25 protein-coding genes and 3 pseudogenes are annotated in these 25,636 nt (G+C 70.8%); 22 read left to right on the forward strand and 6 right to left on the reverse strand.

Annotation, left to right across the window (positions count from 1 at the left end):
* Positions 1 to 114 precede the first annotated feature (114 nt).
* Together ACZ49J_RS06720 and ACZ49J_RS06725 are read left to right on the forward strand one after the other, a co-directional pair.
* Positions 115 to 1,194 (forward strand): AraC family transcriptional regulator, encoded by a 1,080-nt coding sequence (locus tag ACZ49J_RS06720; RefSeq protein WP_467452147.1) that lies wholly within the window; start codon positions 115 to 117, stop codon positions 1,192 to 1,194.
* Positions 1,195 to 1,516: 322 nt separating this feature from the next.
* Positions 1,517 to 1,591: pseudogene (locus ACZ49J_RS06725) on the forward strand (hypothetical protein); the annotation flags it as partial.
* A gap of 127 nt (positions 1,592 to 1,718) precedes the next feature.
* On the opposite strand, the gene ACZ49J_RS06730 reads toward ACZ49J_RS06725, so the two are convergent.
* Positions 1,719 to 2,822 (reverse strand): GNAT family N-acetyltransferase, encoded by a 1,104-nt coding sequence (locus ACZ49J_RS06730; protein ID WP_467452148.1) that lies wholly within the window; start codon positions 2,820 to 2,822, stop codon positions 1,719 to 1,721.
* Positions 2,823 to 2,872: 50 nt separating this feature from the next.
* Positions 2,873 to 3,007 (reverse strand): ATP-dependent DNA ligase, encoded by a 135-nt coding sequence (locus ACZ49J_RS06735; RefSeq protein WP_467452149.1) that lies wholly within the window; start codon positions 3,005 to 3,007, stop codon positions 2,873 to 2,875.
* Positions 3,008 to 3,102: 95 nt separating this feature from the next.
* On the opposite strand from ACZ49J_RS06735, the gene ACZ49J_RS06740 reads away from it, so the two are divergent.
* The 3 genes from ACZ49J_RS06740 to ACZ49J_RS06750 are packed head-to-tail and all read left to right on the forward strand — an operon-like array spanning position 3,103 to position 3,891.
* Entirely contained in the window at positions 3,103 to 3,306 is a 204-nt protein-coding gene (locus ACZ49J_RS06740) for a hypothetical protein (protein ID WP_467452151.1), read from the forward strand.
* Positions 3,303 to 3,497, forward strand: a complete 195-nt coding sequence (locus ACZ49J_RS06745; RefSeq protein WP_467452153.1) for a hypothetical protein — start codon at positions 3,303 to 3,305, stop codon at positions 3,495 to 3,497. Before ACZ49J_RS06740 ends, ACZ49J_RS06745 begins: the two co-directional genes overlap by 4 nt.
* Before the next feature lie 49 nt (positions 3,498 to 3,546).
* The gene (locus ACZ49J_RS06750; protein WP_467452154.1) at positions 3,547 to 3,891 is read left to right on the forward strand and encodes a hypothetical protein; all 345 of its coding nucleotides are present in this window, start codon (positions 3,547 to 3,549) and stop codon (positions 3,889 to 3,891) included.
* Here the strand turns inward: ACZ49J_RS06750 and ACZ49J_RS06755 are convergent.
* Positions 3,854 to 4,225, reverse strand: a pseudogene (locus ACZ49J_RS06755) (helix-turn-helix domain-containing protein); the annotation flags it as partial. The gene ACZ49J_RS06750 and the pseudogene ACZ49J_RS06755 sit on opposite strands and share 38 nt — an antisense overlap.
* Here ACZ49J_RS06755 and ACZ49J_RS06760 point away from each other — a divergent pair.
* A pseudogene (locus ACZ49J_RS06760) lies at positions 4,220 to 4,360 on the forward strand (MmcQ/YjbR family DNA-binding protein); the annotation flags it as partial. The pseudogenes ACZ49J_RS06755 and ACZ49J_RS06760 sit on opposite strands and share 6 nt — an antisense overlap.
* Positions 4,361 to 4,526: 166 nt before the next feature.
* Here the strand turns inward: ACZ49J_RS06760 and ACZ49J_RS06765 are convergent.
* Positions 4,527 to 5,477, reverse strand: a complete 951-nt coding sequence (locus ACZ49J_RS06765) for a Rieske (2Fe-2S) protein (protein WP_467452156.1) — start codon at positions 5,475 to 5,477, stop codon at positions 4,527 to 4,529.
* 150 nt (positions 5,478 to 5,627) lie between these two features.
* Here ACZ49J_RS06765 and ACZ49J_RS06770 point away from each other — a divergent pair, with 150 nt between their 5' ends.
* Positions 5,628 to 6,332 (forward strand): Clp protease N-terminal domain-containing protein, encoded by a 705-nt coding sequence (locus ACZ49J_RS06770; RefSeq protein ID WP_467452157.1) that lies wholly within the window; start codon positions 5,628 to 5,630, stop codon positions 6,330 to 6,332.
* Positions 6,333 to 6,651: 319 nt separating this feature from the next.
* On the forward strand, positions 6,652 to 8,937 hold the full coding sequence (locus ACZ49J_RS06775; protein ID WP_467452158.1) for a glycoside hydrolase family 3 C-terminal domain-containing protein: 2,286 nt from the start codon (positions 6,652 to 6,654) through the stop codon (positions 8,935 to 8,937).
* Positions 8,938 to 9,188: 251 nt separating this feature from the next.
* On the opposite strand, the gene ACZ49J_RS06780 is transcribed toward ACZ49J_RS06775, so the two are convergent.
* The gene (locus ACZ49J_RS06780) at positions 9,189 to 9,356 is read right to left on the reverse strand and encodes a hypothetical protein (protein WP_467452159.1); all 168 of its coding nucleotides are present in this window, start codon (positions 9,354 to 9,356) and stop codon (positions 9,189 to 9,191) included.
* A 125-nt stretch (positions 9,357 to 9,481) separates the two neighbouring features.
* Here ACZ49J_RS06780 and ACZ49J_RS06785 point away from each other — a divergent pair, with 125 nt between their 5' ends.
* The 13 genes from ACZ49J_RS06785 to ACZ49J_RS06845 all read left to right on the forward strand — a co-directional run bounded on the left by ACZ49J_RS06785 (position 9,482) and on the right by ACZ49J_RS06845 (position 21,436).
* Complete coding sequence (locus ACZ49J_RS06785; protein WP_467452160.1) at positions 9,482 to 9,781, forward strand: AMP-binding enzyme; 300 nt, start codon at positions 9,482 to 9,484, stop codon at positions 9,779 to 9,781.
* A gap of 380 nt (positions 9,782 to 10,161) precedes the next feature.
* Positions 10,162 to 10,725: a winged helix-turn-helix domain-containing protein gene (locus ACZ49J_RS06790; RefSeq protein WP_467452161.1), complete on the forward strand. Its 564-nt coding sequence runs from the start codon at positions 10,162 to 10,164 to the stop codon at positions 10,723 to 10,725.
* A gap of 19 nt (positions 10,726 to 10,744) precedes the next feature.
* A complete protein-coding gene (locus ACZ49J_RS06795) occupies positions 10,745 to 11,974 on the forward strand; it encodes an acyl-CoA dehydrogenase family protein (protein WP_467452162.1) in 1,230 nt (409 codons plus the stop codon).
* A 233-nt stretch (positions 11,975 to 12,207) separates the two neighbouring features.
* A complete protein-coding gene (locus ACZ49J_RS06800) occupies positions 12,208 to 12,300 on the forward strand; it encodes a putative leader peptide (protein ID WP_467452163.1) in 93 nt (30 codons plus the stop codon).
* A gap of 246 nt (positions 12,301 to 12,546) precedes the next feature.
* Positions 12,547 to 13,584, forward strand: a complete 1,038-nt coding sequence (locus tag ACZ49J_RS06805; RefSeq protein ID WP_467452164.1) for an ABC transporter substrate-binding protein — start codon at positions 12,547 to 12,549, stop codon at positions 13,582 to 13,584.
* Between the two features lie 4 nt (positions 13,585 to 13,588).
* On the forward strand, positions 13,589 to 14,425 hold the full coding sequence (locus ACZ49J_RS06810) for an ABC transporter ATP-binding protein (RefSeq protein ID WP_467452165.1): 837 nt from the start codon (positions 13,589 to 13,591) through the stop codon (positions 14,423 to 14,425).
* Complete coding sequence (locus ACZ49J_RS06815) at positions 14,422 to 15,351, forward strand: ABC transporter permease (protein WP_467452166.1); 930 nt, start codon at positions 14,422 to 14,424, stop codon at positions 15,349 to 15,351. The genes ACZ49J_RS06810 and ACZ49J_RS06815 overlap by 4 nt, the downstream gene beginning before the upstream one ends.
* A gap of 131 nt (positions 15,352 to 15,482) precedes the next feature.
* Entirely contained in the window at positions 15,483 to 16,853 is a 1,371-nt protein-coding gene (locus ACZ49J_RS06820; RefSeq protein WP_467452167.1) for an LLM class flavin-dependent oxidoreductase, read from the forward strand.
* 171 nt (positions 16,854 to 17,024) lie between these two features.
* A complete protein-coding gene (locus ACZ49J_RS06825) occupies positions 17,025 to 17,924 on the forward strand; it encodes a TauD/TfdA dioxygenase family protein (protein ID WP_467452168.1) in 900 nt (299 codons plus the stop codon).
* A 213-nt stretch (positions 17,925 to 18,137) separates the two neighbouring features.
* Positions 18,138 to 18,248 (forward strand): putative leader peptide, encoded by a 111-nt coding sequence (locus tag ACZ49J_RS06830; protein ID WP_467452169.1) that lies wholly within the window; start codon positions 18,138 to 18,140, stop codon positions 18,246 to 18,248.
* Between the two features lie 304 nt (positions 18,249 to 18,552).
* A complete protein-coding gene (locus ACZ49J_RS06835; protein WP_467452170.1) occupies positions 18,553 to 19,659 on the forward strand; it encodes an aliphatic sulfonate ABC transporter substrate-binding protein in 1,107 nt (368 codons plus the stop codon).
* 54 nt (positions 19,660 to 19,713) lie between these two features.
* Positions 19,714 to 20,511, forward strand: a complete 798-nt coding sequence (locus tag ACZ49J_RS06840; protein WP_467452171.1) for an ABC transporter ATP-binding protein — start codon at positions 19,714 to 19,716, stop codon at positions 20,509 to 20,511.
* Positions 20,498 to 21,436, forward strand: coding sequence for an ABC transporter permease (locus tag ACZ49J_RS06845; protein WP_467452172.1), 939 nt, complete (start codon positions 20,498 to 20,500; stop codon positions 21,434 to 21,436). Before ACZ49J_RS06840 ends, ACZ49J_RS06845 begins: the two co-directional genes overlap by 14 nt.
* A gap of 35 nt (positions 21,437 to 21,471) precedes the next feature.
* Here ACZ49J_RS06845 and ACZ49J_RS06850 read toward each other — a convergent pair whose 3' ends face one another.
* A complete protein-coding gene (locus ACZ49J_RS06850) occupies positions 21,472 to 23,370 on the reverse strand; it encodes a CASTOR/POLLUX-related putative ion channel (RefSeq protein ID WP_467452173.1) in 1,899 nt (632 codons plus the stop codon).
* 264 nt (positions 23,371 to 23,634) lie between these two features.
* Between ACZ49J_RS06850 and ACZ49J_RS06855 the strand changes: the two genes are divergently transcribed.
* Positions 23,635 to 25,629 (forward strand): flavin monoamine oxidase family protein, encoded by a 1,995-nt coding sequence (locus ACZ49J_RS06855; protein WP_467452174.1) that lies wholly within the window; start codon positions 23,635 to 23,637, stop codon positions 25,627 to 25,629.
* The last annotated feature ends 7 nt before the right edge of the window (positions 25,630 to 25,636 follow it).

Here is a 25,636-nt window from a genome sequence, read left to right on the forward strand (position 1 = left end):
CTCAGGGGCCCGGCTCCGGCTCGAACACTTTCTGAGGTCTGGCGGCCACGCCCGCGACAGGCGGGACCCGGCCGCCTACAGTGAGGCGAGAACGCCCTGGTGAGAAGGAACGCGATGCCCGATGCCCCCGCCCCGGGAACCAGCCGCAGCACCTCGGCCACCATCGCGCCGAACATCCTGCGCTACCTCGTCCGGGTCGCCGACGAGTACGGTGCCGACCTGCAGCCGCTGCTCAGCCGGGTCGGGCTGGACCCGGCGGTGATGGGCTCCGCCGCGCTCCGGGTCTCCTACCGGCAGGGCAGTGACGTCATCCGCCAGGCGGTGGAGCTGACCGGTGACGAGCACCTGGGTCTGCGCGTGGGCGCGGCGCAGCACCTCACCGCGTGGGGACTGCTCGGCTTCGCCGTGATGGCCGCCGACACTCAGCAGGACGCCATCGAGACGGGGGTGCGCTATCAGAACCTCTCCGGAGCGATGACGGTGTGGTCGGCCCGCTGGGAGGACGCCGGCTACGTGCTGCGCGCGGACCTGCCGGACCCCGCACTGGATCCGACGGTCGCCGTCTTCCTGATCGAGGAGGCGTACTCCAGCGTCGTCACGCTCATCCGTCTGAACGTCGGTGCCTCGTTCGCCCCGGAGGCAGTGGAGTTCGCCTTCCCCGCCCCGCGCGACAGGCGCCCGTTCGACGAACTGTTCCGCTGCCCACTGCGATTCGAAGCCGCCGGCAACCGCATGGTCATCCCCGCCCGGTGGGTCCGTGCGGCGATGCCGGGGCGAGATCCCATCACCTACGCGTCGGTGCTGCAGCTGCTGGATACGGAGATGGCGTCACGGCGCGGCCAGCAGGACCTCCTCGAGGTGCTGGAGATCTCCATCGCGCAGAGCCTTCCCGTCGTCCCGTCGTTCGTCGAGCAGGCTCGCAGGCACGCGTCCAGCGAGCGCACCCTGCGCCGTCGCCTCGCCGAGTGCGGCACCACGTACGAGGCGATCGTCGACGGAGTGCGCCGCGAACGGGTCGAACAGCTGCTGCGGCGGCCTGAACTGACGCTCCGTGACATCACACGTCAGGCGGGGTTCGCCGACATGAGTGCGCTTCGGCGGGCGGTGCGCCGGTGGCACGGCGCGACCCCGCTCGAGTTGCGCACTGGCCTGCTGGCTCGGGAGGCACCGCCCACCGGCCCGGCACGCACGTGACGGTGCCGTCGTACAGCATGTCCGGAAGGGGTGGCCTGCCCGCTGAGGGATCTCAGGATTCATCACCGCCGCCATGGCGGTCGTCCTGCTGCGCCCGCCGAAGACGAGGTGACGGGGCCCTGTCCGGACTGCGGTGCCCGCGTGCCCCGCTGCACGGCATGAACGGCATGAACGGCGACGATGAGCAGCTGCTGCGCGGCCGCGTGTACGGCCGCGTCCACGACGACCCCGGGCCCGATCCACCAGACGCACGTGAGCGAGCCGGGCCTGCTCGTCGTCGCGTCGCGGCGGCCGACGACGCCACCGCGCCTGCTTTCCAGGCTTGCTTTCCAGGTTTGCTTTCCAGCAACTGCTCGCCGACCGGTGGGCGACGGCCACAGCGGAGCAGACGACATGGGACGCCGGTCAGCCCGGCGTACGGCTGCGCTGCTACCTGCACCTGCGCCAGCAGCTCACCGCGGCTGCCGCGGTCGGCCGGCTTCACGGGTTCCGGCCTTGCTGCCTGGCCGAGCGCGGCGGTGGTCTCAGCGCCAGTCGTCGATCACATACGCGTCGTGGTGGCTGTACCCGGGTTCGTTGGGCCTGTGCATGGTCACGCCCTGCAACCAGGTGCGGAAACCACGGTCGATCATGCGCCGGTAGGCATCCGGGCGACCCAGGTTCATGCCGGCGTCCAGTTGCCCCAGCCCGCGCTCGGCGGCCAGCCGCTCGCATGCGTCGAGCAGTCGCTCGAACCGGTCGGCGGCCCCCGGACCAGGACGTACGGCGCCGAATTTGACCAAGCACACGTCCACGCCCGCCTCCGACCCGGCCCCGCAGTGGCAGACGGCCAGGCCGTCGAGCTCGGAGCCGGCGCCATGGAGCAGGATGGTGTCACCGAGTCCCTGCGCCTGCGCGGCCACGATCTCGCGTTCCAGGTTCAGGCCCTCGTACACGGCTCCGGTCAGTGCGCCACACAGACTCAGCGCGTCAGGCCGCTCGGTAGCGGGCAGTTCGCCATAGAGCACCCGGCCGGGGACCGCGGCGCCGTCCGTGACCTGCTTCTTCATGATGGCTGTGAGGAATCGAGGCCAGAAACCGTACCGGCGGTACAGCTCAAGATGCTTGGGACTGTGCGCGAAGGTGAACAGGCCGAGGTGGCGATTCCCCCAGGCGTCGAAGCAGTCGATGACCGGCTCCATCAGGCGCCTGCCGATGCCTTGGTCCCACAGATCCGGGCGTACGGTCAGTGGTCCGAAGAAGGCGACGCTGCCCCAGTCGGCGGCGAAGTTCGATCCGACCACTTCATCCTCGACCGTGGCCGCGAACGCCGCCCGCGGATCGGCCGCCCAGCGCGTACGGACATAGTCGACGGTCCCGAACGGATCAGGTACCCCCAGGAAGGTCCCGAAAGCGATCCTGCAGATCTCATCGGCCCGATCCAGGTCCGCCTCCCCCAGCGGGCGGACTGATACCGGGGCCGCGCCACTCTTGCGCTCCGCTGCTGGTGGGATCATCGCTCTTTCCCTCCGACGTGGGAGCGGGCGCTCACCCGGGAGGCCAACTGCACGGCCACGGCGGCCCGCCCCTCTTTCCATCGCACCACGGAGGTGCACCGCGGGCGAGGCGAGCAGTCCGGCGATCGCCATGCCCGCCTGGTTCGGCCCGACCTCGGAGCCGACCACGGCCTGGCGTCGACTCAGGGCAGGGCGCAGCCTTCGCCGGACAGTGGCACCTCTTGGACGTCGGCGTCCGCGCGGATGCGGTGGGGGCGGGCCGGGTGCCGCCACCGTCCGGCGCTGTCGCGGGCGACGTCGATGTCGACTTCCCTCACGACCTCCGGCTGCACCCGGACGGCATCGAGGGTGCTGCTGGCGATGGGTAGCGCGGAGTTCGGGATCGAGGGACCTGGTCGTCGCGGAGCTGCTCATGTTCCTCGTTCCGTGGTTCGGATGGCCGGACATCGCGCCGAATGGCGTGGACGCCGCGCTGGAACTGGTGGGCTGCACAGTCCTGCCGGACACCTTCGGATGCGTGTGCGGGCACGGCACCGTCTGCTTCACCGGCGCCTTGGCGGGCCAGTGGACGATCCCCGACTTCGCCCCGTTCATGATCCCCAACGGGGTGCGGTGACCAGCTACGCGGGCGAGGCCACCGACCTGCCCGCCCAGGTGTTCCAGCAGCAGCTCCAGGCCATCGCCGACGGCCGGCTCAAGGCCCCCGTCGCGCAAATCCACCGAGGTCTGGAGCAGGTGCGCGACGCCCAGGCCGGCATCGAGTCCGGCACGCCCCCGGGCAAGCACGTGGTGCTGCTCGACGACTGAAGACATCCACATCCTGGTCTGCGCCGGTCAGAGCCAGTCGGCCCGCGGCATGCCCGGAACCGTGGGCAAGCCGTCGAACCGGGAAGGCCGGCTCGGCCCGGCCTTCCCGCCGGGTGTGATCAAGGTGCACGGGGGCAGCGTGAGCAACAACCTGGAGGACGTCGACGTCAGGGTGCCGCGGGGCAAGCTGGTCGCGCGCCGGCGCTGCCGGCTCGGGCAAGTCCTCGCCGCCCTCGACGTGCGGTACGCCGAAGGGGCCCGCTACCTGGAGACGCTGGCCACCTGCACCCGGCGTCGGCCGACCCGGGCCGCGCGGGCGGCCATGGACAGCGTCCGACACGTTCCGGCCGCCCCGCTCACGGGTCGGTGGTGGCCGCGGACGCGGCCGGCGTGAGACCGGTGCGGTCGCGGAAGAAGCGGCCGAAGTTCGAGGGATCGGTGAAGCCGAGGTGGGCGGCCACAGCCCGGGCGTCCCACTGGGCACTTCCCAGCAGGCGCCGGGCTTCGAGCAGCCGCCGCTCGTCGATGAGCTCCCGCGCCCCCTTGCCGGTGGCGTCCCGGGCGGCGCGGCTGAGGGTGCGGCCCGAGCAGCCGAGCAGCCCGGCGTAGTCCGCGGCCCAGTGCAGTTCGCGGAAGCGCAGCTCCAGGGCGTCCACGAACCGTCCGTACGTGTCACCACGCCCCGTGCCGGCCGTCGCGTCGGCGGGGGCGATGCCGGGCGAAAAGGCGGACAGCGCGTCGACAGGAAGCTGGTCGAGGAACTCGTCACCGAGTCCTACCTGCTCGTCGTCGCCAACCTGCCCAAGGCAGAGCAGCCCATCGACCCGCACACCTACGGCAACGGCACGCGGGCGGCCCGGTGAGCGCGGCCGGCGACCGGCTTCAGGACACCGCCCGCCAGGTGGCCCTCGCCCTCCCCGGTGTCAGCCACGGACGCCCAGAAGCGTGTGGTAGCGGCGCCCCAGCGAGTGGTTTGGTTCCCGCCGGGTGCGCCGCGGATACCCGTGCGCTCGTCGTGCCGGGCGACCGTCAGCCGGCGTGTCCATGGGCCCTGTGCGCTCCGCTCGCGCTCCACTCGCCGTCCGTCTCCCGGCCGTACCGGCGCAGGCGCACCTCGACATGACCGTCGACGATCCGGGTGTCGAAGGCGGGCTGTGGTGCGGTGGCGGGGCCGCGTACGTTCCAGCCGTCCGAGAGCCGGAAGACGCTGCCGTGCCACGGACACTGGACGCACCCGTCGGCGATCGTGCCCTCGGACAGCGGTCCGGCCAGGTGGCTGCACCGTTCGGCCAGCGCGTGGATCGTCCCACCCGTTTCGCGGACCACCAGGACCGGCACGTCGTCCACGAGGCGCCGCACGGGCTGCTCGGCCGGGAGGTCGGCCACGGCACCGATCCGGTGCCAGCGGTCCCGGACGACGTGCGGGACCTCTTCCGCGTGGTTCGCGCCGGACGCCTGGCGGTAGGCCAGGTGGCCGCCCAGCATGCCGCCGGCCCCGACCGCTGCCAGCCCCAGGAAGCCGCAGGCCCGGCCGGCGCCCGTCCGCCCCCGCAGACGCAGGGCGAGTGACGTCGCGTACAGTCCCACGGCCGTCCAGTTCGCCATGGCGTGCACCAGCCCCACCCGCGCCTGCTCACGGTGCAGGTCCGCCCAGTCGACGGCGCCCGCGAGCGCGGAGGGCGCCGCGGCGGCCAGCCCGACCCCGACGAGCAGACCCGCCTCGCGGGAGCGGCCGGGCCGCGTGTCCAGCACGGCGGCGGACAGCCAGCTCCCGATCGGTACCTGCACCATCAGCGGATGCACGGGGTGCCCCAGCCACCTGCCGTGCAGCAGGTCACGTCCGCGCCCCAGCGGCAGGGAGCGTACGCCCGTCCGAAGGTTGTCGATCACCGGGTCGGCCCAGGACGCCCGTTCCAGACGGTCCAGGAGCCACAGCACACGGTTCTGCTTCGCCCGACGGCGACGTGGCGTTGTGGTCATGGGCGCCGAGTCCCCCACCTGCACACACGGCAAACGGACATGGGGCCCCGACCGGAGGCGTCCGGCAACGTGGGTGGCGTGCGTGCCGGCGGTAAGGAGTGTCAACTCGGGGTTGACAAAGGCCTGGACTGACAACCTAAGGTTGACACCATGACGCAGATTACTCCGCCGGTCAGGCTCGACGACCTGATCACGGCGATCACCAGCAACCACGCCCACGCCCTCGACCAGCTGGCCAGCGCGGTGCTGCTGGCCGACCACATCGGCGAGGTCGCCGACCATCTCATCGGTCACTTCGTCGACCAGGCCCGTCGCTCCGGCGCGTCCTGGACCGACATCGGCCGCAGCATGGGCGTCACCAGGCAGGCCGCGCAGAAGCGCTTCGTCGGCAAGGCCGACGCCGGCCCGTCGCACGGTTTCGAGAAGTTCTCCCCGATCGCCCGCAGCGCGATCATCGGCGGCATGAACGAGGCCAAGCTGGCCGGCAACGCCGAGATCGTCCCCGCGCACATCGTCCTCGGCCTGCTCGGGACCGAGGGAACCGCGGTCGACGCCCTGCGGGCGCAGGGCATCGACCTCGGCCAGGCGCGGGACACCGTGGTGGCGGCCCTGCCGGAGCGCAGCGACGCCGATCCCGTGCTGATCCCCTACGACGCCCGCGCCAAGAAGGCGCTCGAACTGACCTTCCGGACGGCCCTGCGGCTCGACCACGACAGGGTCGGCACCGGTCATGTTCTGCTGGGGCTGCTGGAGGAGGAGGACGGTGCCGGGGTGCTGTCCTCGCTGGGTGTCGACGCGGCGGCAGCCGAGAGGTTCGTCGCGAACGCCGCGGACGAATCGCCCGTCACCACGTAGCGGAGCAGTCAAAGCGTCCGCAGAGGCTGGGGACAGCGGCGAGTTCCCGGGACGGGACAGGACCTCCGGGCGAGGTGGAGCCAGTCGACTGCGGTCCGGCCGGTCCACCGCGGCCGGCGGACGGTTCCTCCCGCCCGAAGGCTGGTACTCCCCACAGGTCATCGGCGAACTCGGGTCCGGACGGCAACGCCTGATCCTGCGTCAGGGCACCGGCTCGTGGACTTCACCCTGGCCGGCGACGCTGCCGGACGGCCTCGGTGCCCGTCCGGTGCGCGACGGCAACCATCCCGCACCCCTCACCCACCCAAGGATCCGTACCATGGCGAACAGCCACGATCACGGCGCAGCCGAGCTGAGCCTGGAGGAGAAGACCGCACTGCTCTCGGGCCGGGACATGTGGACGACCCGGCCCGCCGAACGGGCGGGGATCGCCTCACTCGTCCTGAGTGACGGTCCGCACGGTCTCCGGCGCCCGCGCCCGGACTCCGGCGCCCTCGACCTCCACGGCAGTCATCCGGCGACCTGTTTCCCGCCCGCGGTCGCGCTGGCCTCCAGCTGGGACCCGGAACTGATCGGCCGGGTGGGAGAGGCGCTCGGCCGCGAGGCACGGGCGCTCGGAGTGGACGTCCTGCTGGGTCCCGGCGTCAACATCAAGCGCTCGCCGCTGTGCGGCCGCAACTTCGAGTACTTCTCCGAGGACCCGCTGCTCAGCGGCGTGCTGGGGACGGCGCATGTGGCCGGGGTGCAGAGCCGGGGCGTGGGCGCGTCGGTCAAGCACTTCGCGGCCAACAACCAGGAGACGGAACGGATGCGGGTCAGCGCCGACGTCGACGAGCGCACGCTGCGGGAGATCTACCTCCCGGCGTTCGAGCGGATCGTGGTCCAGGCCCGCCCGGCGACCGTCATGTGCGCCTACAACAAGGTCAACGGCACCTACGCGGCCGAGAGCCGGTGGCTGCTCACCGAGGTGCTCCGCGAGGAGTGGGGCTTCGACGGCCTGGTCGTCTCCGACTGGGGCGCCGTCAACAACCGCGTCGCCGCGCTGCTCGCCGGCACCGACCTGGAGATGCCCGGTACCCACCGCGAGACCGGCGCGGAGGTCGCCGCCGCCGTCCGCTCCGGCGAGCTCGAGGAGACCGTCGTCGACACCGCCGTGGCCCGGCTGCGTGGCCTGGCCGAGCGGGTTGGCTCCCAGGCCGGCCCCGTGACGGTGGACTTCGACGCGCACCACCAGCTGGCCCGCGAGGTCGCCGCCGACTCTCTGGTGCTGCTGAGGAACCGCCGTCAGACCCTGCCACTCGCTCCCACCGGCTACCTCGCCGTCATCGGCGAGTTCGCCACGGCCCCGCGTTACCAGGGCGGCGGCAGCTCGCACGTCAACGCCACCCGCGTCGACAGCCCCCTGGAGGAACTGCGGGCCCTGCTGGCCGAGGCACGGGTCGACTTCGCGCAGGGTTATGACATCGCCGGGTCCGCGGACGCCGGGCGCCTGCGCGAGGAGGCCGTCGCCCTCGCGGGCCGGGCGGACACCGCCGTCCTGGTGATCGGCCTGCGCCAGGCGGACGAGTCCGAGGGATTCGATCGCGACCATCTCCAACTACCGGCTACCCAGGTGGAGTTGGTGCGATCGGTTGCCCGTGTCGCCCGACGTACGGTCGTCGTGCTCCTCAACGGTGGCGTGGTGAGCCTGGAGGACTGGCACGACGACGTGGACGCCGTGGTGGAGGCGTGGCTGCCCGGACAGGCGGGCGGCGGCGCGATCGCCGACGTGCTCACCGGCCGGGTCAACCCGTCGGGTCGACTCGCCGAAACCATCCCGTTCCGGCTCGCGGACACCCCGTCCTTCCTGAACTTCCCCGGCGAGCAGGGCCACGTCCGATACGGCGAGGGCGTCATGGTCGGCTACCGCTACTACGAGACCGCCGACGTCGCAGTCCGCCACCCCTTCGGCCACGGACTGAGCTACACCACCTTCGAACAGACCGGCTTCCAGGTCACACCCACCGGCCCGGACACCGCCACGGCGAGCGTCACGGTCACCAACACCGGCGAGCGCTCCGGCAAGCACGTGGTGCAGGTGTACGTCGCCGCGCCGAAACGCCCGGTCAGCAGCCCGGCCCGGGAACTGCGCGGCTTCGCCAAGGTCGCGCTCGACCCGGGAGAGAGCACGACCGTCGAGATCGCCCTCGACCGCCGCGCCTTCGCCTACTGGGACACCACCCGGGACGACTGGACCGTCGCCGCCGGGCAGTACCAGGTGCAGCTCGCCGACAACGCCCACGACGTGGTCGCCACCGCCACCCTCGACCTGGCGGGCGACGTCCTGCCGCGGCCGCCGCTCACCCTCGACTCCCCCATCAGCGAGTGGTTCGGCCACCCGACCGTCGGCCCCGCCCTGGCAGCGGCGCTGTCGTCCGGGCTCCCCCTGGACGAGTCCGGCGCGGACGCGGAGGGGAACGCGGACGGGAACGCCGACGCGCTGCTCCCGCTGTCGTCCATGGCGATGCGTCAGTTCGCCGGGTTCCTTCCCCGGCCCGTTCCGCACGAGGTACTGGAGCGGCTCATCAGGATGAGCGAGACGCACCCGGAACCTGCCGACACCTGATCACCACGCGCCCGGTCCTGGTGACCGGCCTCACCGACCGCGGCCCGCTGTGCCCTGACACTCAGCGGGCCGCTCTTGCCGGTTCGCACGCGCGGCCCGGAGATCCCCGGCCTCGACGGCCAGGTGGAGCCGGCCGCCCTCGCGGGCCGCGTGCGCGTCGCTGCTCCCGCCTGCTCAGGGGTGAACGACCAGCTGGTCCAGGAGCCGTTCCACGCCCGTCCGCAGGTCGGCGGCCGCGCTGTCGTGACCGGTCAGGTGTCTGAGCAGCGCCTGTTGCATCGGCGCGGCAGGGTGGCGGCCATCGCCTCGGCGAAGCCCTCCTTGAACTCCTCGGCCGAGCCGGCGGTGATGACGATCTGGTCGTAGCGGGTGACGCACTCCGCCTTGCACTGCCGCACGCAGTAGGTGATCAGCTCCACCTTGTCGGGAAGTAGTAGTGCGGGACGCCGTGCGAGAACCCGGAGTTCCGCGCGATCTCGCGCAGGCTCGTACGGGCGGAGGCGTAGGCCACCCTCGTCGCGAAGTCATCACCGGCGGATTCAACGTGTACTCCACCGAGGTCGAACAGGCGGTGATGCAACACCCCGCCGTCCAGGACTGCGCGGTCGTCGGGCTGCCGGACGACACGTGGGGCGAACGCGTGACCGCGGTCGTTCAGCTCCACGCCGGGGCGAGCGCCACGAGCGTCACCGACTCCGCACTGCACACCTTCGTCAAGGCCCGGATCGGAAGCGGCAAGGCTCCCAAGCAGATCGAGGTATGGCCCGACCTGCCCCGCTCCAAGGTCGGCAAAGTCCTCAAGAACGAGGTCAGATCCCAGTTGCTCAGGAACTCGCACGGCTGACGGGGTCCCGCCCTTGCCCGGAGGCGCGCCCGCCGACGCCGACCAGGCAGGCTGCTGATGGTCGCCGCCCCACTGGTCCACTGGTGAGCCCACCCGCGGTGTGGCGTTCCCTATATTTCCGATCGATTTACTGGGGAAGTGTTGACGCCCTCCCGGCGGGGTGCGCAGGATGATGCACATGCCCCACACTCAGCAGCGACTCGTTCGCCGTCGGCATGTCGACTTCGGTCACGTCGTCAGCGCCGCCTGCTGTCGTGCGTAGGGCACGCGGCTGACACGGTGCGCGCGCCACTCGGTTCCTTCTCTCTCCTCCCAGGTGATCAGGCGAACCCACCTCACAGCGCCTGACGGCCTCACGTACTTCCGAAGGACGACCCGCCATGACCACGGCACTTCCGGGCCCGGCCACCCCATCCCCTGCGGCGCCTTCCGACATGCGCCATCTCCGCCTCGTGGGGGACAGCGCGCAGGACGGCGCCGAGGGACACGGTTCCGCTCCCCTCGTCGGCTACCTCGTGCTCGTCCCCGAGGGCACCGACCCCAACCGGCTCTTCGCCGAGGACGTACCACGGCCGGAGATCCGGCCGGTCGCCTCCACGGCCCCGCCTACCGCGCCGCACGCGGGAGGCGACACCGTCCGTATCGATCCCGCGCGGCATGTGGCCGAAGTGGACGGTGTCGAACTCGACCTCACCTACCTGGAGTTCGCACTGCTGGCCCATCTCGTGCTGCATCCCCACCAGGTGCACTCGCGCGAGCGGCTGATGGTCCACATATGGGGCTACGACCACATCGGCGACGGCCGCACCGTCGACGTCCACATCGCACGCCTGCGCCGCAAACTGGGCACCGCCCACCGGCACCGGATCGTCACCGTGCGGCGCGTGGGCTACAAGTACGTGCCCGACCAGCAAGAGAACTCCCCCACCCCACCGTGCCGTTGACCTCGAGGAGACCGCTTCCATGGGCGTTGCCACCGCGCCGTCCGGCCCCACGTCGGAATCCGGCCGCACCGGGCCCGGCCGTGCGCACTGGCTGCGCGTGGCCCGCGAGACGGCGGACGACCTGGCCACGGACGCGGTGGCACGGGAGCAGGCGGGCAAGGCCCCGTTCGACGAGGTGTCCCGGCTGCGTGAGGCGGGACTGCTGACGCTCCTCATACCGGCCGGGTCCGGTGGCGGCGGCGGGGACTGGCCCACCGCTTACTCCGTGGTCCGGGAGATCGCCGCGGCCGACGGCGCGATCGCCCAACTGCTCGGCTGCCACTACTTCCTGTCGTGGTGCGCCCGGTTCTTCACCGAACCCTCCCTCGCCGCCCGGGTCGAGGGGCGGTCCGCGGCGGAACAGTGGTGCTGGGGTGGTGGTTTCGCCCCTCAGGAATCCCTGCCGACCCTGAGCAGGGCAGGTGGCGGCCAGGTGCTCGACGGCCGGCAGAGCCACGCCACCGGAGTTCTGGTCGCCGACCGCCTCGCCGTGCGTGCCGTGCGGGCCGGCACCGGCGAACCGCTCGCCGTCGTCGTCGACCCCACCCAGCGCGGCGTGCGAATCGACGACGACGCCGACACCTTCGGCCAGCGGCTCGCGGCCGGCGGGAGCGTGGAGTTCGATGCTCTGCCAGTCGCCGCCGACGACGTACTCGGCTCCCTGTCCGCGGACGAGGATCTCCTGTCCCCCCTGGCCGCTCTGGTATCGCCCGTAGGGCGTCTCCTCTCCGTACAGCTCCGTCTCGGCATGGCCGAAGGAGTCCTCGCCGAAGCCCGGGAGTACAGCCGGGCGGGCCGCTCCTCCTCGCACCCCGCCTGGCCCCTCGGCTCTCTTCAGGACCCGCAGGTGCTGACCGCCTACGGGGAACTCACCGTCCTCACCCGCTCCGCGTCCGCACTGGCCGATCAGGCACTGGAGGCCGTGCACGGCGGGCTGGCGCGCGGCGAGGACCTCACCTACGACGAGTGCGCCGACATCGCCGTCCTCGTGGCCATGGCCGAAGCCGCCGCCTCCAGGGCCGCGCAGGAGTCCACCGCCCGCGCCCTCGACATCGTCGGCGCCCACTCGGCCTCGTCGCGCCTGGGCTTCGACCGCTTCTGGCGCAATGCCCGGACCCACACCCTGTACGAGCCCGTCGCCCACCGGCTCCGCGATGTGGGGGACTACTTCCTCAACGGCGCGCACCCGCCGTTCATCCTGCCTGCCTGACGACTACGGGCCGACCCGGGCCCCGGGTCAACAGGAAAGAGCATGGCCGCACACATGACGTTTCCCCGATCTCTCGCGGCAACCGGGCAAGGGTGGCACGGGTGAATTCACCATGCCTGCCGTCCGGACAATTGTGAACGCCGTACTTCGCCCGCATGTCAGCTGATTCAGAATGTGAGACGCCCACGCGAACGACATTGACCTGACCTGATTTCGCTGCGACTCTCATGGCTATGCGCAAGTCCCGGAACCTCGCCGCGCGTCTGCACGTCGACCTGCGACGTCAGGCCAGCGCCATCTGTGCCGTCGGCCGTCGTACGCGCTGACGAACGCGGCTCTCCCGCGCCGCGATCCGCAGTCGGTTCCTGCGCCCAGCTCTTTCCTCTGCCTGTGCAGACGGTGGGCTTCGCACGCCATTTCCGGTGAGGACTTCCTTCCGCCTTCCGGCGTTGCGTGCAACCTCTTCTCATCATTTTCCTTTCTCCCCCGGGACTTCTCCGGCGGCACCGGCGCACCCGGGAAACGCCCTGCGCACTCCAGCCGTTCCATCGATTTCGAACAGGACCTCTTTCATGGCCACGACGGCTTCGACCCGACGTCAGTTTCTCTCCCTGCTCGGTCTTTCGGCGGTGTCGGTGAGCTGCGGCACGACCGCGACCGGAGCCACGTCCGGCCAGGGCCAGACGAGGACGCTCCGGTATCAGGGCTGGGCGGGCCAGGTCATCCTGCCCGAGCTGGCCGAGGACCTCGGCTATCTCGGCGATGTGAAACTGAAGTGGATCGGCAACACGATCAGCGGGCCGCAGGACATCCAGTCCGCGGCCACAGGCCAGGTCGACTTCGGCGGCGCGTTCAACGGCGCGGTCGTCAAACTGGCCGCGAACGGGGCCCCCATCAGGTCCGTCATCAGTTACTACGGCGCCGACAAGTACGCCTACAACGGCTTCTACGTCCTCAAGGACAGCCCGATCCGCTCCGGCCGGGACCTGATCGGCAAGAAGGTCGGGATGAACACCCTCGGAGCCCACTCCGAGGCCATGCTCGACATCTACCTGCAGCGGGGCGGTCTGTCCCAGGCGCAGATCGGCAAGGTCGAGCCGCTCGTGGTGCCCCCGGTCAACACCGAGCAGTCCCTGCGCCAGAAGCAGATCGACGTGGCCGTACTCGGCGGCATCCTGCGGGACAAGGCCCTGGCGACCGGCGGTATCCGCCCGCTGTTCACCGACTACCAACTGCTGGGCGCGTTCAGCGCCGGCACGTATGTGATGACCGACCGCTTCCTGCAGCAGAACCCCGACACGGCCCGCGTCTTCGTCACCGCCGTGGGGCGGGCCATCGAGTGGTCCCGTTCCACCCCGCGCAAAGAAGTCGTCGCCCGGATGACGGACATCGTCAAGAAGCGCGGCCGCAACGAGGACCCGGCCCCGCTGAAGTACTGGCGGTCCTACGGCGTCGCGGAGACGGCGGGCCGAATCGCCGGCAAGGAACTGCGGCTGTGGGCGGACTGGTTGACCGAGCGCGGCGACATCAAGAAGGGCCAGGTCAAGGTGTCCGACCTCTACACCAACGAGTTCAACGCGGCCACCACTTCCTCTGCGAGCGGGAGCTGACCCCATGTCAGAAACCACCAAGCCCAAGATCGTGTTCGAGAACGTACGGAAGGACTTCACCGTCAAGGACCGGACGAGGGCGCGGCAGACCACCCGGTTCACCGCCCTCGACGGCATCGACCTGGACATCACGGCCGGCGAGTTCGTCGTCCTTGTCGGACCCAGCGGCTGCGGCAAGTCCACCCTGCTCGATCTCCTCGGCGGCCTCGCCCAGCCCACCGGCGGACAGATCCTGCTGGACGGCGAACCCGTCACCGGACCGGGGCTGGACCGCGGCGTCGTGTTCCAGCAGTACGCGCTGCTGCCGTGGCGAACGGCACGGGGCAACGTCGAGTTCGGCTTGGAGGCCACCGGCGTCCCACGGCGCCAACGGGCCGCACGCGCCAGGGACTTCCTGGATCTGGTCGGCCTGACGGGGTTCGAGGACCGCCACCCCCATGAACTGTCGGGCGGGATGCGGCAGCGGGTGGCGATCGCCCGCAGCCTCGCCTACGACCCCGACGTGCTCCTGATGGACGAGCCGTTCGCCGCGCTGGACGCCCAGACCCGGGAGTCGCTGCAGGACGAACTGCTGCGCGTCTGGGAGCGCACCGGCAAGACCGTCGTCTTCATCACCCACGGCATCGACGAGGCCGTCTACCTGGGACAGCGCGTCGCCGTCATGACGTCCAGGCCGGGCCGCATCAAGCAGATCGTGCCGGTCGCCCTCGACTCCCGCACGACGACGGACGACCTCCGTTCCAGTCCCGAGTTCGCGCGCCACCGGCACGAGATCTGGTCGCTGCTGCACGACGAGGTGGCCAGGGCCCAGCAGCTGGAGAAGGAGGAGGCTTCCGTATGAGCCCCACGACCGGCACGACCACCGACAGGACCACGACACCGGGCTCCGCGAGTGCCGCCGAGGCCGTCCCGGCCACGTCCACGCCACCGGGGGCACCGGCGCCGCGCGTGCGCCGAATGCCCTTCCCGACGGCCAGGGCCCGCCGGGCGGTGCGCCGGCTGCCGTACCTGCTGGGGAAGGGGGCGACCAAGTCCGCGGCGATCGTCGCTCTGCTGCTGCTGTGGGAGACCGCACCGCGGCTCGGTCTGGTCGACCGGACCTTCCTGCCGCCGTTCAGCGAGGTCGCCCGTGCCTGGTGGGGACTGGCAGCCGATGGCAGTCTGGCCGACAACGCACGCGACAGTCTGGTGCGTTCGTTCAGCGGCTTCGGTCTCGCCGTGGCCGTCGCCGTACCACTCGGCCTGCTGATCGGCTGGTACCGGCCGGTCGCCGACCTGCTCGGACCGCTCCTTGAGGTCTTCCGCAACACCGCGGCGCTGGCCCTGCTGCCGGTGTTCGTGCTGCTGCTGGGCATCGGCGAGACCTCGAAGATCTCCATCGTGGTGTACGCCTGCACCTGGCCGATCCTGCTGAACACCATCAGCGCGGTCCGCAACGTCGACCCGACCCTGCTGAAGCTGGCGAAGTCGATGGACCTGTCGGCGCTCCGGCTGTTCCAGAAGGTCATCCTGCCGTCCTCGGTACCCGTGATCTTCACCGGGATCCGGCTGGCCGGAGCGGCGTCCATTCTGGTCCTGGTCGCCGCCGAGATGATCGGCGCCAAGGCGGGCCTCGGCTACCTGATCAACGCGTCGCAGTACAACTTCGCGATCCCGCAGATGTACGCGGGCATCATCACGATCTCCGCCATCGGCGTCGTCTTCAACCAGTTCCTGGTGACCGTGGAGCGGCGGCTCAGCTCCTGGCGGGTACCCGCGGGCGGCTGACCCGGCCGCCGGCTCGTCTCCCTTCCCGGTCCCCTCGCGTGGGGCCACGCGACTCGTGGACCGCGACCGCTCACGACCACCGCCACGCCCCTTACCCCCGTTCGTCCCGCTCCCCCGATCCGAGGAACCGCATGCCCACGACCAGCCCTCGTCAACTGCGTCTCAACGCCTTCCTGATGAACGCGGGCCACCACGACGCCGCCTGGCGGCACCCCCGTACCCAGCCCGAACGCGTCACCGACCTGCGCTACTTCCAGCACCTCGCGCTGACCGCCGAACGCGGCCTGCTCGACTCGGTCTTCCTCGCCGACGGCCTCGCCCTGTGGGGCAAGGTCCGGCACAACGCGCTCGGCGGCTTCGAACCACTGACCCTGCTGTCCGCCCTGGCGGCGGTCACCGAGCACGTCGGCCTCATCGCCACCGTCTCCACCACCTTCAACGAGCCCTTCCACACCGCCCGCAAGTTCGCCTCCCTGGACCACATCAGCGGTGGCCGGGCCGGCTGGAACATCGTCACCTCCGGCACCGTGAACGAGGCCCGCAACTTCGGGCAGGACCAGCACCTGGAGCACCGGCGGCGCTACGACCGGGCGCGGGAGTTCGTCGAGGTCGCCACCAAGCTCTGGGACAGCTGGGAGGACGACGCGATCCTGCTCGACCGTGAGCACGGCGTCTACGCCGACACCCACAAGGTGCGGGAGATCAACCACCGCGGGGAGTACTTCGGGGTACAGGGCCCCCTGAACGTACCGCGCGCCCCGCAGGGGTACCCGCTGCTGGTGCAGGCCGGTTCGTCGGAGGACGGCAAGGAGTTCGCCGCCCAGTACGCCGAGGCCGTGTTCACCGCCCAGCAGACGCTCGCGGACGGCCAGGCCTTCTACAAGGACCTCAAGTCCCGGCTGCCCCGCCACGGCCGCACCGCGGACCAGTTGCTGGTCCTCCCCGGCATCGCCCCCGTCATCGGCTCCACGGAAGCCGAAGCCCGCGCGTTGGAGCGGGAGCTGACGGAGCTTCAGGTCCCCGAGTACGGTCTCGCCCAGCTCTCCGGGATGCTCGGCACCGATCTGGCCGGGCTGCCGCTGGACGGGCCACTGCCCGAACTGCCCGAGGAACGGGACATCAACGGCAACAAGAGCCGCTTCACGCTCGTCGCCGAACTCGCCCGCCGTGACGGCCTCACCCTGCGCGAACTCATCGCCCGTCTCGGCGCCGGCCGCGGCCACCGCGTCTTCGCCGGAACCCCGGAGCAGGTGGCCGACCAGCTCCAGGAGTGGTTCACCCACGGCGCCGCCGACGGCTTCAACATCATGCCGCCCCATCTGCCGGGCGGCCTGGAGGACTTCGTCGACCACGTCGTGCCGATCCTGCAGCGGCGCGGCCTGTTCCGCACCGAGTACACCGGCCGCACCCTGCGCGAGAACTACGGCCTGGCCCGCCCCGCCAACCGGCTGGTCGCGGCAGCGGCAGCGGCACAGCGCTCCTGGCGAGCGGCGCCCGCGTGACCGGACCCGCACTCACCGCCGATCACCTCACTGATCACTTCCCGTACCGATCGTCTCTCGCACTGATCGCCTCTCGCACCGATCGCCTCTCGCCCCATTCACCGCCCGCCCCATTCACCTCTCGACCCAATCACCTCTGGACCTGATCACCTCTTGAAAGGACACCCGCGCATGACCACCAGCACCGGCTTCGACATCCGCAGGATCGGCGGCCGTATCGGCGCCGAGATCCTCGGCGTGGACCTCTCCACCGACCTCGACCCGGCCGTCGTCACCGAGATCAACTCCGCGCTCCTCGAACACAAGGCGCTCGTCTTCCGCGACCAGCACCTCGACGACGCGGGCCAGCTCCGCTTCGCCTCCCTCTTCGGCGAGCTCACCACCGCGCACCCCACCGTCCCCTCCGTCGACGGCCGGCCCCAGATCCTGCCCGTCGACGGCGACGAGGGCATCCGCGCCAACCGCTGGCACACGGACGTCACCTTCGTCCGGACACCCCCGAAGGCGTCCACGCTGCGCAGCATCGTGGTACCGCCCTACGGCGGCAACACCCTCATCGCCAACTCGGCCGCCGCGTACCGCGACCTGCCCGACCCGCTGCGGGAGCTGGCCGACAGGCTGTGGGCGGTGCACACCAACGACTACGACTACGCCGCCCCGAAGAGCGACAAGGCCGCCGAGTACCGCAGGCGGTTCGTCTCGCGGAAGTACCGCACCGCGCACCCGGTCGTCCGCGTCCACCCCGAGACCGGGGAGCGCGGGCTGTTCATCGGCGGCTTCGCCCAGAGCATCGTCGGCCTCGGCCCCTCCGACTCCCGCGACCTGCTGCGCATCTTCCAGTCATACGTCACGCGTCCCGAGAACATCGTGCGCGTGGCCTGGACACCGGGTGACCTGGTCCTGTTCGACAACCGCATCACCCAGCACTACGCACCCGACGACTACGGCGACCTGCCGCGCCTGCTGCACCGGGTGACCGTCGCGGGTGACGTCCCCGCCGGCGTCGACGGCACTCTCAGCCATGTCGTCGAGGGCGACGACGCCTCCCACTACACCCCCGCCGTGGTCTGAACCCCCGGCCGCCGGGCGGGGGCACCCGTCCCCGCCCGGCGGCTCGCCCGTGGTGGTCTCGTCCACCCCTGGCGCGTCGACCCATTCGCCTATTGATCCCAAAGATCGAGACGGTGCTGTCCATCATGTGAACACCCCCTTGGGATGGACGGCACCTTCTGCCACGATCCCTATCAGCCAGGTAGGAAAACTAGGGAACCAGGGGGTGTGGCCATGCGAACGCTTAACCGCACAGCCCTGTGGCTGCCCCTGCTGCCCCGGCTGACCTCGCGTCGCCACATCGACTTCGTCCGTACGTCCAGTGCCATCTGTCGGCCCGTCTGAGACCTCCGCGGAACCGTCCGGCACCGCACGGACAACCGCTGGGCTCCTCCCCCGGCCTGTCGGCTTCGGCAGACCGGTCGCCCTTCGACCGGCTGCTCCCACCGCCCCTGCCTGACCGCGTGCTCCGGACGAGACGGGGCTGCGGCGGAGGTGCGACATCCACTCCCCCCACGATCCGCTCATCAGCCCCAGGCCGCGTTCTGTCTGCCGGGGGCCGGCGAGTGGACCACTGGTGCGCGCCAGGGGCCTCACTCCTCGCTGTTCCGTACCTCCCTGATCGTCCATTCCCTGAGAGGACACCTCCGTGTCTGCCGCAAGACCGCTCACCACCCTGCGCACCCTCGCCGTCATAGCGGCGCTCCCTGTCCTGCTGACCGCCTGCGGGTACGGATCCGAGTCGACCGACGACGGGAAGAAGACCGAGGTGGCGGCGGACGCCAAGAAGCTCTCCGCCGACGAGGTGAAGATCGGCTACTTCCCCAACCTCACCCACGCCACGGCCCTGGTGGGCGTCCAGGAAGGCCTGCTCCAAAAGGAGCTCGGCGGCACCAAGATCAAGGCCTCGACCTTCAACGCCGGCCCCTCCGAGATCGAGGCGCTCAACGCCGGCTCCATCGACATCGGCTGGATCGGCCCCTCCCCCGCCATCAACGGCTACACCAAGTCGGGCGGCAAGAACCTGCGCATCATCAGCGGTTCCGCCTCCGGTGGCGTGAAGCTCGTCGTCAACCCGAAGAAGATCAAGTCCCTGGACGACGTCAAGGGCAAGAAGATCGCCACGCCGCAGCTCGGCAACACCCAGGACGTCGCGTTCCTCAACTGGATCGCGGAGAAGGGCTGGAAGGTCGACGCGGAGAGCGGCAAGGGCGATGTCTCCGTCGTCCGCACGGACAACAAGATCACCCCGGACGCCTACAAGTCCGGTTCCATCGACGGCGCCTGGGTGCCGGAGCCGACCGCGTCGAAGCTGGTCGCCGAGGGCGCGAAGGTGATCCTCGACGAGGCCGACCTGTGGCCCGACAAGAAGTTCGTGATCACGAACATCATCGTGTCGCAGAAGTTCCTGAAGGATCACCCGGACGTCGTCCAGGCCGTGCTGCGCGGCTCGGTGAAGACCAACGAGTGGATCAACGCCAACCCGGAGAAGGCGAAGGCGTCCGCCAACGCGGCACTGAAGGCGGAGTCGGGCAAGGCCCTGCCCGCCGAGGTCATCGACCCGGCCTGGAAGTCCATCACCTTCCTCGACGACCCGCTGGCCTCCACCCTCAACACCGAAGCGGAGCACGCGGTGAAGGCCGGTCTGCTGGAGAAGCCCGACCTGAAGGGCATCTACGACCTCGCACCGCTCAACAAGGTCCTCAAGGCCGAGGGCAAGGACGAGGTCGACGACGCCGGTCTCGGCGCCAAGTAGTCGAACAGCTGACAAACGGCAACCGCCCCGATGAGTACCCAGGAGGTGACGACCATGGCCACCACGATCGCCAAGGCTGTCCAGGACGCCACGGCGGTGACGCACGCCGCCCGTATCGAGCACGTCTCGAAGTCCTTCCCCGCGCCGGGCACGCCCGGCGGACAGCAGCTCGTGCTGGACGACATCACGCTCGATGTCGCACCGGGCGAGTTCGTCACCCTCCTGGGGGCCTCCGGCTGTGGCAAGTCCACTCTGCTGAACCTGGTCGCGGGGCTGGACCGGCCGTCCGCCGGCTCCATCGGCACGGACGGCCGGCCCGCCCTGATGTTCCAGGAGCATGCCCTGTTCCCGTGGCTGACCGCGGGCAGGAACATCGAACTCGCGCTGAAGCTGCGCGGAGTCGCCGGGCCCGAGCGCCGAGCCGAGGCGGAACGGCTGCTGGAGCTCGTACGGCTGAAGGACGCACACCGCAAGCGGGTGCACGAACTGTCGGGCGGTATGCGCCAGCGCGTCGCGCTGGCCCGGGCACTGGCCCAGGACAGCCGCCTGCTGCTGATGGACGAGCCGTTCGCGGCGCTGGACGCCATCACCCGGGACGTGCTGCACGACGAACTGACGCGTATCTGGCAGGAGACGGGACTGTCGGTGCTGTTCGTCACGCACAACGTGCGCGAGGCGGTGAAGCTGGCGCAGCGGGTCGTGCTGCTGTCCTCGCGGCCGGGGCGGATCGCCAGGGAATGGACGGTCGGCATCCCGCAGCCGCGCCGCATCGAGGACAGCGCGGTCGCCGAGCTGTCCGTCGAGATCACCGAGGAACTGCGTGAGGAGATCCGCCGCCATGGCCGGCACTGACACCAGCGGCGACGTCGAGGCCGACGTCAGGAGAGGCGGTTCCCCGGCAGCCGGGAAGCCCCAGGACACGAACGGTCTGGCCGGACTGGAGGCCGGGCTCGACGCGCTGGACTCGGTGCAGGCCGGCCGGACACCGCTGCGCGAGACCCTGACGCGCAAGGTCCTGCCACCCGTCACCGCTGTCGCTCTGGTGCTGGTGGTCTGGCAGTCGCTGGTGTGGTCCGGGGCGGCGCCCGACTACAAGCTGCCCGCGCCGTCCGCCGTGTGGGGCGAGGTGCGCACCGCCTGGCTCCAGGGCACGCTGCTCGACTACATCTGGACCAGTGTCTCGCGCGGCCTGCTCGGCTTTCTGATGGCGCTCGCCATCGGTACGCCGCTCGGGCTGCTCGTCGCCCGGGTGAGGTTCGTCCGGGCGGCCATCGGCCCGATCCTCTCCGGTCTGCAGTCGCTGCCGTCGGTGGCCTGGGTGCCGCCCGCCGTGATCTGGCTGGGCCTGAACGACGCGATGATGTACGCCGTGATCCTGCTCGGCGCGGTCCCGTCCATCGCCAACGGGCTCGTCGCGGGCATCGACCAGATCCCGCCGCTGTTCCTGCGCGCCGGGCGGACGCTGGGCGCGACCGGGCTGCGTGGTGCCTGGCACATCGTGATGCCGGGGGCGCTGCCCGGCTATCTGGCGGGGCTGAAGCAGGGCTGGGCGTTCTCCTGGCGGTCGCTGATGGCCGCCGAGATCATCGCCCACTCACCCGATCTGGGCGTCGGTCTCGGCCAGTTGCTGGAGAACGGGCGCACCAACGCCAGCATGTCGCAGGTGTTCCTGGCCATCTTCCTGATCCTGCTCGTCGGTATCGCCATCGATCTGCTGGTCTTCAGCCCGCTGGAGCGGTGGGTGCTGCGCGGCCGGGGTCTGCTGGTCACCCGCTGAAGGAGGCGACGCCACCGCCGGGGACGCGCCCGGAGTCAGTCCCTGGCGACGACGACCACCTCGTCCTCGACCGCCCAGCGGCGCCGCTCGGCTTTGGGCGGGTTGATCCGCACACCGTAGCGTGGACTCGTCGAGGCGTCGTCGTGGCTTCGGTAACCGATGGCGCACTCGCCGCGTTGACGGGCCGCGGCCACGACGGTGGCGAAGGACGTCTCACGTCCCGGCAGCACGTAGTCGGTGGCCGGACGCAGGCGGACTCCGGTGCCGTCGGCGGAGAACAACTCCTCGAACACCGCTGCCAAGTGCCGGTTCTGAGAAATCTGTGCCATGAGCAGGCCGATGAGCTTGCCACTGATGATCACATCGGCTCCGGGACTGACGGGGGCCAGCGCCCGGTTGCGGTCGTCGATCAGTTCGGTGACGACCGGCAGTTCGCGCCCGGTGGCTTCCTCCAGCTGGCGCAGAAGCAGGAGGGTGACGAGCGTGCGGTTGTCGGGGTCGTCCGGCGGATGATCGGAGGCGGGGTCCTGACCGAGCACGATCACGCTGTCGTAGGAATGGACGTCCAGGCGTCGCAGGGTCTCGGGGCGGGTGGCGTCCCCGTGGTGAAGGGTCAGGGTCAGGTCCGTGCCGCTGTGCGCGTCGGCCTCGCTCACCTGCCGGACTGCCGCCTCACCACCGTCCGCCACCACCTCGACGGCTGATCCTGGCCGGGCCCGGCGGCGCAACTCCTCGACCATGAGCGGAGCCCGGCGGTTCCAGCCCAGCAGGAGAACACGCTCCGGTCGTGCGGGCGTCGAAGGGCCGGACGCCATGGCCGCCTTCTCGACCAGGTCCGCGCAGTCGGCCGGCCAGGCCGTGTCGTCGTCACGGGAGATGACGATGAGCAGGTCGTCCAGAGCGATGGCCGTCTGCGACGGGGGGTTGAGCAGAGGGGTGTCTCCTCGCATGATCCCGACGACGCTCGACGTCGGGTAGGACAGCAGCGCTTCGCCGAACGGGCGGCCGGCCAGGGCGGGCTCGGTGATCAGGTAGAACTCGTCGCCGGCGAAATCGAGCAGTTCCTGGTGGACGAGGGAGAGCCCGGGGCGGCGCGCGGCCTGGACGATCAGCCGGGCGGTGACGGTGTCGCTCTCCAGGATGACGCCGCCCGGTCCGGCGGCGAGGCGGGCGGCCAGCCGGTACCGGTCGTCCCGGACGGCGGCCACGACGGGCGGACGGGTTTCCTCCCCGGCCAGGGCTGCCCTGAGCGCGAGCAGCGTCTTGACCACCTCGGCGTCGGCATCGGGCTCGTCGTGGGGCAGGACCAGCACGACACCGGCCGTGGCCGGGCTGGTCAGCGTGAGCACGGCCGGGTCGGTGGTGGGGCCGCTGCGGCAGATCAGCCGCGTACGGCCGAGGGGACCGACCTTCGTACTCAGGGCGTCCTCCATGGCGGTCTTGTCCCGGTCGGCCAGCACGGCCACCGCCGTCCGCCGCTGGTTGGCGCCCGCGGCCACCAGCTCGCTCACCACCGTGAAGACCTGCTCCGACCACCCCAGGACCACGGCGTGCCCTTGTTCGAGCACGGTGGAGCGGCCGCGCCGCAACTCGGTGAGCCGTTCCGTGAGCGCCGTGGTGATCAGGCCGACGAGCGTCGAGACGTACAGCAGAGCGACCAGGGCGAGCAGCACCGACATCGTCACGCGCAGCGGCGTACCCGTCGCACCGCCCAGCCGCAGCGTCTCCCCGGTGAGGCGCCATACCGCCGCCAGCCGGTCCGTGAGAGGGGCCGGCGCGTCGGGGTCGGTCCACACCAGCACCGCGCTGGCCGGGACGACGACGGCCAGACACAGCAGCGCCATCCAGCCGACGAGAACGGAGGCACCGCGGGCCAGCGTGCTGTCGAACCAGTAACGGGCTCTGTCACCGAACCGGGTGCACCGCTGCGCCACCCTTCTCCCCTCCGTCGGCCCGCACGCTCGTGAGGCCGGGTCGGGGCCGCCCAAGAGCACGGATGTCGAAACGCATGGAGCAGTCTGAGAGATCGGTCGCGGCGGCGGACGGGGTTCGCTCGGCATTCATCCCTTCGGGTTTCCCGAGCCGCCCACGTCGGCGGACCTGCTGTGACGTCAGGGTTTGTCGCGGCTTCGCTCCTTCGGGTCAACGCCGGAGCGAAGGCCGGGCGCCCGGTCACGTCCGCCAGTACAAAAGCCGCCATGACTGAAGATCACGCGGTGGTGCGTTCAGATGGCGGTCTCTCCCGGAGGAGCTTCGCGGCGGCGGTCGGCACCGCCACGGTGGCGACGGCCCTCACCGACGGTGTCGCCGTGGCCGCGCCCGCACCGTCCGCCCCGGCCGGGAACCGTGGCGCCGACTTCGACCGGTGCCTCGCCGTCGCTCGCGCGCTCCTCGTACTGGACTCCGACGACCGCCCCCTCGTCCCGCGCTACCAACGCGTCCTCAAGGAGGGGCTGCCGTCCCACCGGCGGACACGCCCCAAGAACGTCCTGGTCATCGGCGCCGGTCCGGCCGGTCTTGTGGCCGCGTGGCTGCTGAAGAAGGCCGGTCACCGGGTGACGGTGCTCGAGGCCAACGGCAACCGCGCCGGCGGACGCGTCAAGACCTTCCGCAGCGGCGGCCACGAACAGGCCAAGCAGCCCTTCGCCGATCCCCGCCAGTACGCCGAGGCGGGCGCGATGCGCATCCCCGGCAGCCATCCCCTGGTGATGGAGCTGATCGACCAGTTCGGCCTGAAGAAGCGGCGTTTCCACTACGTCGACGTCGACAACGAGGGACGTCCCGCCGCCCGCACCTGGATCCACGTCAACGGTATCCGTGTGCGGCGCGCCGACTACGCCCGCACGCCCCGGCGCGTGAACCGGTCCTTCGGCGTGCCCCGGGCCCACTGGGACACACCCGCGTCCGCCATCCTGCGCTCCGCGCTGGACCCGGTCCGCGACGAGTTCAGTTACGTCGGCCGCGACGGCAAGCGGGTCGGCAAGCCGCTCCCCGAGCGGCTGCGGGGCTGGTCCCGCGTGGTGCAACGGTTCGGTGACTGGTCGATGTACCGCTTCCTGACCGAGCACGCCGGCCTCGACGAGCGGACCATCGACCTCATCGGCACCCTGGAGAACCTCACCTCGCGCCTCCCGCTGTCCTTCATCCACAGCTTCATCGGCTCCTCGCTGATCAGCCCCGACACGCCGTTCTACGAGTTGGAGGGCGGCACGGCCGTACTGCCGGACGCCCTGCTGGAACGCGTGCGCGAGGAGGTGCGGTTCGACCGCCGTGTCACGCGCGTCGAGTACCACCACCCCGACCGCCCTTCACCGGACACGGGCCACGTCCGGCGCAAGGGTCCGCACGTCTGGGTGGACACCGTGTCCGAGGGCCGCGGCGGTCCCGTCGTGCGCGAGCAGTTCACCGCGGACGTCGCCGTGGTCACCGTGCCGTTCTCCGGACTGCGTCACGTACAGATCGACCCGCCCATGTCGTACGGCAAGCGCCGCGCGGTCTGCGAACTGCACTACGACAGCGCGACCAAGGTGCTGCTGGAGTTCAGCCGCCGCTGGTGGGAGTTCGACGAGGCAGACTGGAAGCGGGAGCTGAACGCCGTCGACCCGGGCCTGTACGACGCCTACCGCACCGGCCGCGCCGCCGCGGACGGGAGCCTGCTCGGCGCCCATCCCTCCGTGCCCGGCGGGCACATCACAGCGGGCCAGCGCACCCATTACGCCGCCAACCGCGCGATCGCGCGCGACCAGCCGGAGGCGGTCGGCGTCGTGGGCGGCGGCTCGGTGTCGGACAACGCCAACCGGTTCATGTTCCACCCCTCCCATCCGGTTCCGGGCAGCGCGGGGGGTGTCGTGCTGGCGTCCTACAGCTGGGCGGACGACGCGCTGCGCTGGGACTCCCTGGACGACGAGGCGCGGTACCCGCACGCACTGTGCGGCCTCCAGCAGGTCTACGGACAGCGCATCGAGGTCTTCTACACCGGCGCGGGCCGCACCCAGAGCTGGCTGCGCGACCCGTACGCCTACGGGGAGGCGTCCGTGCTCCTGCCGGGGCAGCACACGGAGTTGCTGCCCGCCATCCCCGTGAGGGAGGGGCCGTTGCACTTCGCCGGGGACCACACGTCCGTCAAACCGGCGTGGATCGAGGGAGCCGTGGAGTCCGCGGTGCGTGCCGCCCTGGAGATCCACACCTCATGAGCGACGA

Source organism: Streptomyces sp. NPDC030840, from assembly GCF_055572015.1.